The sequence below is a fragment of the Stenotrophomonas sp. YJH_SMC_16 genome (assembly GCF_059367875.1).
On the sequence record NZ_JCAFRH010000002.1, the window covers coordinates 220,297 to 232,242 of the forward strand.

The window sequence follows — 11,946 nt, forward strand, 5'->3', positions numbered from 1 at the left end:
AAATGCCATGTCATCCGCCCCCACTCCCGATGCCCATGCCTATCCACTGCTGATCAAGCAGCTGCTGCTGATGCCGCTGGCGGTGAGCCCTGGACAGGAAATCGTCTACGGCGACCAGGTACGGTTCGATTACCGCACCCTGCACGCGCGCATCGGCCAGCTGGCAGGCCTGCTGACCTCGCTGGGAGTCGGCCACGGCGACACGGTGGCGGTGATGGACTGGGACAGCAACCGCTACCTGGAGGCCTACTTCGCGGTGCCGATGATCGGTGCGGTGCTGATGATGGTGAACGTGCGCCTGGCCCCCGAGCAGATCGCGTACACGCTGAACCACAGCGGCGCGCGGGTGATCCTGGCCAACCGCGAGTTCCTGCCGCTGCTGGACGCCATCGATGAGCAGCTGCCGGACCTGCGCACCCGCATTCTGCTGGACGATGCCGATGGCGCGCTGCCGCCAGGCTTCGCCACCGAGTATGAAGCGGGCCTGCGCGATGCCACGCCCGTCATCCGCTTCCCGGACTTCGACGAGAATGCCCGTGCCACGGTGTTCTACACCACCGGAACCACCGGGTTACCCAAAGGGGTCTATTTCAGCCACCGGCAGCTGGTGCTGCATTCGCTGGCGGCGATGGCCGCGCTCGGCGGTGCCTCCCGCCAGGGCCGCCTGCACCGTGACGACGTCTACATGCCCATGACCCCGATGTTCCATGTGCACGCGTGGGGCCTGCCCTACGTGGCTACCGCGATGGGCATCAGGCAGGTCTATCCGGGGCGCTACCTGCCTGCGAAGCTGCTGGCGTTGATCGCCCGCGAAAAGGTCACCTTCTCGCACTGCGTGCCAACCATCCTGCACATGCTGCTGGAGCACCCGGACGCGACGCAGACCGACCTGGAGGGCTGGAAGGTGATCATCGGCGGTGCGGCCCTGCCCCGTGCTCTGGCGCAGCGTGCACTGGCACGGGGCATCGACATCTTCGGCGGCTATGGCATGTCCGAGACCTGCCCTCTGCTCACCATCGCCCAGATCGACGTGGACAGCATGACCGATGCCGACGAGGTACTGTCACTGCGCACCAAGGCCGGCACTCCGGTGCCGCTGGTGGACCTGCGCATTGTCGACCCGGACATGGGCGATGTCGTCCACGATGGCGTGGCCACCGGCGAAGTGGTGGCGCGTGCACCCTGGCTGACCCAGGGTTACCTGCACGATCCGGACGCTTCGGCAGCGCTGTGGGCGGGCGGCTACCTGCACACCGGCGACATCGGCAACATCGATGAAGGTGGCTACCTGCGCGTCACCGATCGCATCAAGGACGTGATCAAGACCGGTGGCGAATGGATCTCCTCGCTCGCGCTCGAAGACATCATCGCACTGCACCCGGCGGTCAGCGAGGTCGCGGTGATCGGTATCGCCGATGCGAAATGGGGCGAACGGCCGCTGCCACTGGTGGTCAGGCAGCCCGGCCGTGATGTGTCAGAGGCGGAGATCATCGAACTGGTCGCAGCGCGCAGCCGTTCCGGAGACATCTCACGCTATGCGATTCCGGAGCGTGTCAGCTTCGTGGATGCGATCGAGCGGACCAGCGTGGGCAAGATCAACAAGAAAAAACTGCGCGGGCTGCATGATCCGGGCGCTGGCACCGGCGGGCGCTGACGCCCTCTGCCGGCACGGCTCAACCGCGCGATACCCTGCCCTGCAGCAACTGGACCCAGGCCTGGAATCCCTCCAGGAAGCGCTGCAGGCGCTTGCGCGTCGCCGCGTCGAAATCGTCCGCATCGTTGTCGTAGGCTGCCGCAGCTTCGGCCACGTAGAGCTGTGGCGAGGCCATGGTCAATGCCCCCATGGCGGTCAGTGTATGGCGCAGCTGCGACTGTGCCAGTTTGGTGCCCCAGTGACCCGGCGTGGCGCCGATGATCGCCACCGGCTTGGCCGAAAGGACCGTGCGGTATTCGGCATCGTCGCGGGACAGCCAATCGAGCGTGTTCTTGAGTACGCCGGGCAGGGACTGGCTGTACTCCGGCGTGGCGATCAGCACGCCGTCAGCGGCTGCAATGGCCGCGCGCAGGCGCTTGACCCCGGCAGGACCGGCCGGGTCGGCGGCTTCCAGGTCTTCGTCGAACAGCGGAATATCGGCAATGGTGTCATGCACGGTCAGCAGCAGGCCCGCAGGCGCGGCGCCTGCTGCAGCCCTGACCAGGCGCCGGTTGTAACTGTTGCTGCGCAGGCTGCCGGCAAACGCCAGGATGTTCAGCGGTGGAGGGTTGTCGGACATGCGGGATTCCTGGAATGAGTCGGTGCGGGGTCACGGACCAGGCGTCGACTGCACAGGTGGCACCGGGAACGGTCGCGCACAGCGTACCCCAGAAGCATCGCGCCCCAGCTGCAGGTGCAGGTGTCCGCCAGGTCCCGTCAGCCCGTGGCCAGCACGATCACCTGGTCGGCTGCGGTCACCACGCTGCGGCGATGGGTGATGGCCACGATCGTGACATCACCGGCAAGCGCGCGGATATGGCCCATGATCTCGCGCTCGGTCGCCTCGTCCAGCGCCGAGCTGGCTTCATCCAGGAACAGGATGGCGGGCTCTCCGTAGAGTGCACGCGCAATGGCGATGCGCTGCCGTTCGCCGCCGGAAAGTTTCAGGCCGCGCTCGCCCACCGTGGTTTCAAAGCCCTCGGGCAGCGCGTCGATCAAGGCCAGGATCGACGCCTTGTGGGTCGCGCGGCGCAACCGGGTGTCGTCGCGCGGGCGCCCCAGCAGGATGTTGTCGGCCAGGCTCTCGTTGAGCAGGATGACATCCTGGGGAACGACGGCGACGGCGGCGTGCCACGCGGCACGGTCGATGTCGGCCAGGTCGATGCCATCCACCAGGATGCGACCGTGCTGGGGCTCGATCGACTTCAGTGCCAGCTTGAACAGCGTCGACTTCCCTGCCCCGGTCTCCCCCATCAGGAAGTTGATGCCGCCGCGCCCGGCGTGGAAGGACGCATCCCGGACGCCGCGGCCATTGCCGTAGCGATGGCTGACATGCTGGAACTCGATCCGGCCGCATTCTCCGTGGAATCGGCCGGGGTTTGCTGCCTGCCGCTCTTCGGGTGCCGCCCACAGGGCCGATAGCGGCGTCAGCAGCGTCCACGAACGGGCAACGTCATCGATCGAGCGCGCCATCATTTCAAAGGGCATGTTGAGCTGCAGCAGCAGCAGGTTGAACAGCACGATATCGCCGACGCTCAGGTCACCGCTCTGATAGCGCGGGAGCAGCAGTACGAAGGTGACGATGAACTCGATCGCCAGGCCGATGCCCAGCAGCGCGATGAAGCCGACCCGCTGCAGCACGTAGGCCCGCCAGCTGTCGCGCACCTCCTGGGCCTTCTGTTCGAAGCGCTGGATCATCCACGCGCTGCCGCCGAACTGCCGCAGCGTCTCCATCGCGTTCATCGCATTGCCGACGAAGCGCGCATTCTGCTGGCCCGCTTCGACCGCCGCCTCACGATGGATCCGTGCTCGCCGCGTAGCGATGGCCGAGAGCGTGACGGCCACAGAACCGTAGCCCAGCACGATCGCCACCATCTGCAGGTTGATCAGCGCACCCAGTGTCAGCAGCGTCAGCAGGATCTGCAGTGCGCTGGGAATGAACACCACCAGGCCAAGCTGCACCACGATCTTCAGGGCGTTGCGGCCCTTCTCCCCGGCCACCTGCAGTTCGGCTGCGTTGTAATCCAGGAAGAAGCTGTGTGTCTTCTTCAGCAGCCGCGCGAAGTAGCGAGTGCTGGTGATGAAACCCAGGTTCTCGCCACTGAGGAACGACAGGTACTGCACGGTGTTCTGCAGGATGCTGGCGGCGCCGAGCATCACCGCGTAGAGCAGGAACCCTCCCGCCAGTTCACGGATGCCTTCCATGCTGATGCGGTCGATCAGGCGCGAGAACAGGTACGGCGCTGCCAGCGTGGCCAGGCTGGAAAGCACGACGATGGCGGCAATCAACAGCAGCAGCCTGCGGTCCGCCTTCCAGTACGCGGTGAGGATCTCGGTGACCGGCGGCGGCAGCGCGAACATTCTCATCAGCGTCGGTCCGGCATCGGTGCAGTGGCTCCTGTGTGGCGGCGCCCCTGCCGTCGCCCTTCGGCACAGCAAGAGATCGTCGCGCATCTTGAATGATATGATATAACATCGCCATTGAAGGCGCGATGGCTCGTGCCGCAGACCAACATCCGATGAGATCGATGGACCGGGGCATGAACAACGCATCCACCGCCAGGCCGGCGGCATTGGTGGTCGCCAGCCTGGCCGCCGCTCTGCAGCTCAACGCGCCGGCAATGGCGCAGGATGCCAGCGTTCCCGGCAGTCCTGTCCAGGGCGACCGGCGATCCGATACCGCCACGCTGGACAAGGTGATGGTCATTGGCAGCAACATCCGCGATGCCATTGGCGGCGGCGCCTCCCCGGTCATCGTGATCGACCGGGAGGCCATTGATCGAACCGGGGTGGCCTCGTTGCAGCAGCTCTTCGAGAAGCTGCCGCAGAACTTCGGCGGTGGTGCCAACGGCGCCAACGTCGGCAACCTCGGCGTCGACCGCGATACCGGCAACAACTTCGGCCAGGGCACCGCCATCAACCTGCGTGGCCTCGGCACGGGCACCACGCTGACGCTGATCAATGGCCACCGCGTGACCCCCTCGAACCGCTATCAGTACGTCGACATCTCGCTGATTCCGCTGAGTGCCATCGAGCGCGTGGAGATCCTCACCGATGGCGCCTCGGCCATCTACGGCACCGACGCCGTCGGCGGTGTGGTCAACATCGTCCTGCGCCGCGATTTCACCGGCTATGAAACCTCACTGCGCTACGGCAGCGTCACCCGCGGCAGCATGGACGAATACCAGGCATCGCAGTCGGCCGGCTGGTCGTGGGAGGGTGGCCACCTGATGGCCAGCTACGAGTTCCTGAAGCAGTCCAACCTCGCCGCGGTCGACAAGGACTTTTCCCGAAACGTCACGGTCAGGCCGTACGACATCTATCCCGGCTCGAAGCGGCACAGCCTGTATCTGGACGGCGTGCAGGCGCTCAGTGATGTGCTGACGCTCAACCTGACCGGCTCCTTTGCCAAGCGCGAGATGGACACCACCATTTCCGGCACTGCCGACGAGACCCGCCTGTTCCCGCACACGCGGCAGTTCGATGTGTTCGCCGGCCTTACCCTCGAGCTTCCGCGCCAATGGCAGGCCCGTCTGAATTCCGGATTCGGCAGAAGCGACGTCTCCTACGAGAGAACCACCATCACCGGCAGCTCGGTCAGCACCGCACCGCCGACGGATACCCATTCCGAATCGCGCTACCTGGAGATGATCGCCGACGGCGAGCTGTTCAATCTTCCGGCCGGCGGCGTACGCACGGCATTCGGTGCGGGCTACCGCCGCGATGGCTATGAACTGCTCGATCACCGTGGGCTTGAGAAGCCGCTGGATCTGCAGCGCACGATCCGTTCCGCTTTCGCCGAGCTCAACATTCCGCTGCTGGCAGACATGCCTGGCGTTCGTCGGCTGTCGCTGACTGCGGCCGCACGCTACGACGACTACAGCGATTTCGGTTCCACCCTCAATCCCAAGCTCGGCCTGCTGTGGGAAGCAACGGAAGGACTTTCATTCCGCACCAGCTACGGCCGCTCCTACCGGGCGCCGGTCTACCAGGACATGCAGCTGAACAACACCGTGGTGGTGGCCAAAGTGCCCAACCCGAGCGCGGCCAACGGAAGCACGGTGCTGATGATGCTCTCCAACGGCAACCCGGACCTGGGGCCCGAACGTGCCAAGACCTGGACCGGCGGCTTCTCGTTCGCGCCCCCGTCGCTGCCGGGCCTCAAGATCGACGCGAACTACTACCACATCGAGTATGCCGACCGGATCGGCAGCGGTTTCGGCGGCAGTTTCCCGTCGCTGTTCCTGCAGTCCACCGCACCCTATGCAGACCTGCTGACCGTCAACCCGACGCCGCAGCAGATCCAGCAGGCGCGCCAGCTGGGTGCCTCCGGCCTGGGACTGTTCCTATCGCGGGTGGGCCCTTATGCCCTGGCACCAGGAACCGATGAAACCAGCAGCGAGGTCATCCTCGACAACCGCTTCCGCAACAACGCGTTCACTTCGCAGCGCGGCGTCGACTTCAATGCCTCCTACGATTTCGACGCCGGCCAGACCCGTATCGCATTGAACCTTGCCGGCCAATACATCATCGATTCCAAGCGCCGCGTGACCGCCACCTCGCCCGAGGTCGACGCGGTGAACGCGGTGTACTTCCCGGTCGACCTGAAGGTGCGCGGTGGCCTCGCCATGAGCCACCGGCAGGTTGCCGGCGGGTTGTTCGTGAACTATGTGGACAGCTATCGCGATCCCGCCAACCGCGCCGACCCCCATGTCAACGCGTGGACGACGGTCGACCTCAATCTCAGGTATGACTTCAGCGGTTCTGCCGGCACCGGCCAGGGCACCTCGCTGGCCTTCAACGTGCAGAATCTGTTCGACAGGAATCCGCCCTTCATCGTCAACAGCATCAACACCGGTTTCGACCCGACCAATGCAACGGCGCTCGGCCGCTTCCTGTCCATGACATTGACCCATCGCTGGTAGGGCGCCCGCCGTGAGCGATGCCTCCCCCGCCCTCTCCAGACCCGCGTCCGCCGTGCGCCAGGCGCTGGCCGTTGCCGCGACCCAGCTGAAGCTGATGTGGCGCGAACGGCGCCTGTTGTGGCTCGCGCTGACCCTGCTTCTGCTTGCGGGAGCGTCGGTTACCACGGGCGCAGCGCGGCTGGCCCAGCAGGCCCAGGAGCGCCAGATCGTAGCGGAGCAGGAGGCCGGGCTGTGGGACAGCCAGGGCACGATCGACCCGCATGCTGCCGCGCACGTCGGCCGCGCCATTCCCGCGCCGGTGCGGCCGCTGGCGGCGCTCGACCCGGGCATCACGGATTTCGTCGGCACCTCGGTGTTCATCGAAGGCCATGCGCAGAACCCGGCCCGGCACCGACCCATCGACGCCGGCACCGCGCTCAGCCGGTTCGATGGCTTCTCCGCCGCATGGGCGCTGCAGGTCGTGGCGCCCCTGCTGATCATCCTTGCCGGATTCGCCAGCCTCTCCGGCGATGTCGCCCGCGAGACCCTCCGCCAGGAGCTCGGCAGTGGTGCATCGGCCCACGTGCTGATCGGTGGCCGCCTGATCGCGCTGGCAACGGCATCGCTGCTGCTGGTCCTCGCCCTGCTGGCGGTCAGCCTTCCGGGCATGGTCGGCCGCACCCTCGGCACGGCCGACATCACGGCGCTCGTTGCGATGTTCGCGGCGTATGCGCTCTATCTCCTGGTGTTCTGCGCCATCACCATCGGTGTCTCGGCGCGCTTCAGCGCAGCACGCACGTCGCTGGTGGTGCTGCTCGGCTTCTGGGTGGTGGCCACCCTGCTCGCGCCGCGGGTGGCCCCCGCACTGGCCGAATCGCTGTATCCCACGCCTACTGCACCCGCGTTCCGGGCGGCGGTCACCGAGGACGCGGAGCACGGCGCTGATGGTCACGACCCGGCGGACAAGCGGCTGGACGCACTGAAAGCAGAGATGCTGGCACGCTACCAGGTGAAGGACGTGGACGATCTTCCGGTCAACTTCCGTGGTGTGGCGCTGGAGTTCGCCGAAGCGAATTCCACCGAGACCTACAACCGCCACTTCGAGCGCATCTACGCCACCTACCAGCGGCAGGCGATCACGCAACGCGCCTTTGCGGCGCTGTCCCCCACCCTCGCGCTGCAGGCCGTGTCACGGGCACTGGCGCGCACCGACTTCCCTGCACATCTGGCGTTCCTGCGCGGGGTCGAGGACTATCGCTACCGGCTGATCCAGGCACTCAACCTGGAAGTGAAACAGCACAAGGCCGCGAACGGCAGCAAGCATCTGGCCGATATCGCGACCCTTACCCGCTCCGTGGCGTACAGCCCGCAACACCCCCCGCTGGGCCACATCGCCGCGGCACAGTCGGTGAACTTCGCCATCCTGCTGGCCTGGGTGCTGCTGGCCCTGGGGCTGGTGTTCACGTCCGCGCGGCATCTCGGGAGTGCCCCATGAGCAGCCTGTCGATCGCAGGGCATGAGATCCGTCGCCTGCTGCGTGACCGGGCGTTGCCGGTGCTGCTTGGCCTGCTGGCGGTGCTGGCGGCCTTTGCAGCATGGAATGGCAGTGCGTGGGTCGGGCAGCGCGAGGCAGCCATCAGCCTGATCAACGCGGAAGAACAGGATGCCAGGGACCGCAGCCGGGGGTTCGTTGGCAAGGCGCCGTCGGTACTGCCCCGCGTCCAGCCTGTGCTCCCTCCCGGCCCGATGGCGGCGTTGTCGATTGGACAGGCGGACGCCTACCCCTACACCGCCGACGTGGTTGCGCTGGGTGACCGTAGCCAGCTGCTCAGGCATGTGTGGTCCGACATCGGTAATCCCGCCGTGCAGGCCGCAGGCCGATTCGACCTGGCCTTCGTCATTGTGTTCCTTCTGCCCCTGGTCATCCTCGCGACCACCTTCGATCTCTGGTCGCGCGAACGCGAGCGCGGCATCACAGCGTTGGTGTTGTCACAGCCCATCGCGGCAGGGCGGCTGATCGCGGTCAAGGCCCTGGCCCGAGGTGCCATCGTGCTGCTGCCTGCGCTGGCGATCATCATTGCCGTTGCCGCTGGCTCGGGCGCAACACGCCCTTCCGGCCTGGCCGTGCTTGCCCTGATCGTGCTCGCCTACGGCAGCTTCTGGCTGGCACTGGCGGTGCTTATCGGCTGCTTCGCCCGGCGCACCACCGAGGCCGCGATCGCCGCTGGCGCACTGTGGCTGCTGATCGTTGTCATGGCCCCATCACTGGTCCTGGCAGCGGTGAACCTGATGGTTCCACCGCCCTCGCAGATGCAACTGGCGACCGCACTGAAGGCGCAGCTGGCCGACACTGCCCGCCAGCAGCAGCTGCGCCACGCGGCAGCCTCCCCCGCCACGCGTTCGCCAGCACCGCGCATTGCGGACGCCGTGCGCGTGGCCTATGCCGATCTTGTCCAGGCCGATCAGGCCATCGCGCCCTTGATCGCCGCGCATACGGAGGCTGAGGACGCGCGGCGCCAGGCACTCGACCGGGCGCGCCTGCTGCTGCCTTCGGTCGCGGTGCAGGATGCACTGGACCGCCTCGCCGGATCCGACGCCGACCGGGCGCTGGCGTTCCAGCAGCAGGTCCTCATGTACTGGCACGCACGTCGGCAGCTGCACAAGGCCTATCTGGACCGTGACCTGCCACAGACGCTGGCCGAGTACGACGCCTTGCCCCGTTTCGAATTACAGGACACGGCGGGCGCCCTGCAACGCGGTGTACTGATCGACATGGCCGCATTGGCCATCGCCACCCTGCATCTGCTGATCGCGGCCTGGTCGATGCGGCGTCGGCTGGCCACCCCCTGAGGTACATCACACATGCTGACTGCAACGCATCTGGTCAAGGAACACGGCACGCATCGGGCGCTGGATGATGTGAGCTTCACGGTGCACCCCGGCGAGATCTTCTGCCTGCTGGGAGCCAACGGGGCCGGCAAATCGAGCACGATCAAGCTGTTCCTGGGCTTCCTCGAACCCACCTCCGGATCCGCCGAGGTTGATGGGCTCAGTGCCTGGCAGCAGCCACACGAGGTACGCCGGCGCCTGTTGTACATCCCGGAGAACGTGGCGCTGTATGACGAACTGACCGGCTATGAAAACCTGGACTACTTCGCGCGCCTGGCTGCGGTGGAGCAGCGCTCGCCCGCACGGCTGAAGGACGCGCTCAGGTCGGCCGGGCTGGCGCCCGAGGCATTCGGGCGACGCGTCGGGCTTTACTCCAAGGGCATGCGCCAGAAGGTGGGCATCGCGCTGGCCATCATCAAGGAAGCCAGGGCACTGCTCCTTGATGAGCCGACGTCGGGCCTGGACCCGACCGCCTCGGCCGAATTCCACGAGCTGATCGTGCGCCAGCGCGACCGCGGCACGGCGATCCTGATGGCCACCCACGATCTGTTCCGTGCCCGCGAAGTGGCAACGACCATCGGGCTGATGCAAGCCGGCAGGCTGTGCAGGACACTGGATGCCAGCACGATCACCGCCAATGATCTTGAGAGCCTCTACCTTGAGGAAATGAGCCGGAGCACCTAGGCCACGCCGGCTGCGGGCATGCCTGGCGCGCCCATCCAGCGCCTGAGCCAGGCTTCGATGTTGACCTGCGGACCGAAGATGCCCAGCACCTGGGATGAGTGATCGGGGCTGACCCTGCGGATGCCCGCGTCGGCCGATGCGCTGTCGATGTAGCCCCGCCGCGCCAGCAGGCCATCCACCAGCAGGCCCCTGATGAACTGCTGATGCCGCTGGGTGACCGCCACCGAGTGATCGTCGAGGTAGGACTTCACCTTGCGCGACAGCAGCGCCTGCGGCAGCAGGCCCTGCAGTGCGCGACGCGCGATCGTCCGGTCTTCCGCGCCGGCCATCAGCAGGTGCAGTGGCAGGCGGGCGAACAGTTCCACCACAGGCTGCGCGCTGATGGGGGATACGCCGTGCCAGCGTCCGGCGCCCTCGAAGGGATCGAGCACGCTGGTCGGGAAGATCATCCGGTCGATGTGCGCCAGCTTGTGCGGAGAGAGCCTGTGCCCCTGTGCGCGTGCCTGCCGCAGCCAGGCCGGCGGCAGGCCATCCTGTTCTGACGCATCCACCTTCACCCATTCGCACGGGTTGCCCCAGCGGCCATTGATGTTGCCCGGCTTCTTGAGCACGCCGTGGACGAAGGCATCCTTGAATACCCCGTACAGCGAATCACCCGACTGCGCGGTTTCGAACGCAACACGGAAAAAGTCACGGTCGATCCCACGCCGCCACGCATAGTCGATGGCAGCGGCATTGCCCTTGAAGCGGAGGAAGACCGCATCGCCGCCGACACCGGTGAACTGCACCGTGTCCACGTCGACATCCACGTCGCGCCGATGCAGCAGGTAACCCGAGCAATGCGCAGGACGCGCGGTTCGCGGGAAGTCCATGATCTCTTCCAGCGAGCAGTGCGGCTGCCGTTGGTACTCGACGAACTCGCAGCTCCTTCCGGAGGATTCACTGGCACCGGCAACGGCCATGCGCGCGAACATGCGCTCATCGGCACCAATGCCGGCATCGTAGTGATGGACGCACTTCACCTCCGGTGCGGAGGGCGCATGCAGCAGGCCGGCGAGGACGATGGAGGAGTCCAGCCCGCCGGACAACTGAAGCTGGATGCATCGATGCTGGCTCGCCAGCGCACCGATACAGCCCAGCAGCGTTGCACGTGCCAGTTGCACGGCTTCCTCCAGATCTTCGATGGGCGCTTCACTGGCCTGCCGCACCACATCCCACTGGTAGTGCCGGCCGATCGGCCGGCCATCACGGATCGTCACTGCCTCGCCCGCTTCGAGCGCGGTGACCTCCTCGAAGCCTGTCTGCAGGCCGTCACGGAACGGGAACAGCAGCGAATAGGACAGGAACGACCAGTCGACGTTGAAGTCACCCACTCCCAGCAGCAGGCAGTCTTCCATGCTCGAAAAGACCACCGTCAACTGATCGACCGTGGTCATGTAGCACGGAATCTCCGCTGTCGGATCGCGCAGCACGAACCAGCGGGTGGTATCCGGCTGGTAGCCCACGGCAACGTAGCGCCCCCAGTACTGCTCCACCAGGCTCCTGCCCTGCGTACTGCAGGCGCTGTCTGCCGATGCAGCATCGGGAAATGCCTGTGCGGGAACGGTATCGGCGCCGAATACCTTGTGGAACAGCTTGCCGAGTACCACCAGCGGACCGGACCGGCTGTACTCGAAGTAGCCCGGGTTGTCGGTCTGGGCATAGGTGGCGCCGCCGCAGCCCTTCATCACGCAGGCGATGCCGGGGCGGCCCGCTTCGATCCGTTCCATGGCCTGC

Annotated in this window: 8 protein-coding genes; 5 read left to right on the top strand and 3 right to left on the bottom strand. The window is 66.2% G+C overall.

From position 1 onward, the window contains the following. Positions 1-7: 7 nt before the first annotated feature. A complete protein-coding gene (locus AC5P6E_RS05775; RefSeq protein WP_019337737.1) occupies positions 8-1,654 on the top strand; it encodes a long-chain-fatty-acid--CoA ligase in 1,647 nt (548 codons plus the stop codon). Positions 1,655-1,673: 19 nt separating this feature from the next. On the opposite strand, the gene AC5P6E_RS05780 is transcribed toward AC5P6E_RS05775, so the two are convergent. Together AC5P6E_RS05780 and AC5P6E_RS05785 are read right to left on the bottom strand one after the other, a co-directional pair. After that, positions 1,674-2,273 (bottom strand): NADPH-dependent FMN reductase, encoded by a 600-nt coding sequence (locus tag AC5P6E_RS05780; RefSeq protein WP_019337738.1) that lies wholly within the window; start codon positions 2,271-2,273, stop codon positions 1,674-1,676. A 137-nt stretch (positions 2,274-2,410) separates the two neighbouring features. Further along, positions 2,411-4,060 (bottom strand): ATP-binding cassette domain-containing protein, encoded by a 1,650-nt coding sequence (locus tag AC5P6E_RS05785; RefSeq protein ID WP_029550782.1) that lies wholly within the window; start codon positions 4,058-4,060, stop codon positions 2,411-2,413. Between the two features lie 173 nt (positions 4,061-4,233). On the opposite strand from AC5P6E_RS05785, the gene AC5P6E_RS05790 reads away from it, so the two are divergent. From AC5P6E_RS05790 to AC5P6E_RS05805, 4 genes are read left to right on the top strand one after another with little or no spacing between them, the layout of a single operon-like run. Then, complete coding sequence (locus AC5P6E_RS05790) at positions 4,234-6,618, top strand: TonB-dependent receptor plug domain-containing protein (protein ID WP_329834692.1); 2,385 nt, start codon at positions 4,234-4,236, stop codon at positions 6,616-6,618. 10 nt (positions 6,619-6,628) lie between these two features. Then, the gene (locus AC5P6E_RS05795; protein WP_029550669.1) at positions 6,629-8,092 is read left to right on the top strand and encodes a DUF3526 domain-containing protein; all 1,464 of its coding nucleotides are present in this window, start codon (positions 6,629-6,631) and stop codon (positions 8,090-8,092) included. Then, positions 8,089-9,447, top strand: a complete 1,359-nt coding sequence (locus AC5P6E_RS05800) for an ABC transporter permease subunit (RefSeq protein ID WP_019336539.1) — start codon at positions 8,089-8,091, stop codon at positions 9,445-9,447. Before AC5P6E_RS05795 ends, AC5P6E_RS05800 begins: the two co-directional genes overlap by 4 nt. A 12-nt stretch (positions 9,448-9,459) precedes the next feature. Next, positions 9,460-10,170, top strand: a complete 711-nt coding sequence (locus AC5P6E_RS05805) for an ATP-binding cassette domain-containing protein (RefSeq protein WP_019336538.1) — start codon at positions 9,460-9,462, stop codon at positions 10,168-10,170. On the opposite strand, the gene AC5P6E_RS05810 is transcribed toward AC5P6E_RS05805, so the two are convergent. Continuing rightward, positions 10,167-11,939 carry an asparagine synthase-related protein gene (locus AC5P6E_RS05810; protein ID WP_495230770.1) on the bottom strand — a complete coding sequence of 591 codons (1,773 nt, stop codon included), beginning with the start codon at positions 11,937-11,939 and terminating at the stop codon, positions 10,167-10,169. The genes AC5P6E_RS05805 and AC5P6E_RS05810 overlap by 4 nt on opposite strands. Between the last annotated feature and the right edge of the window lie 7 nt (positions 11,940-11,946).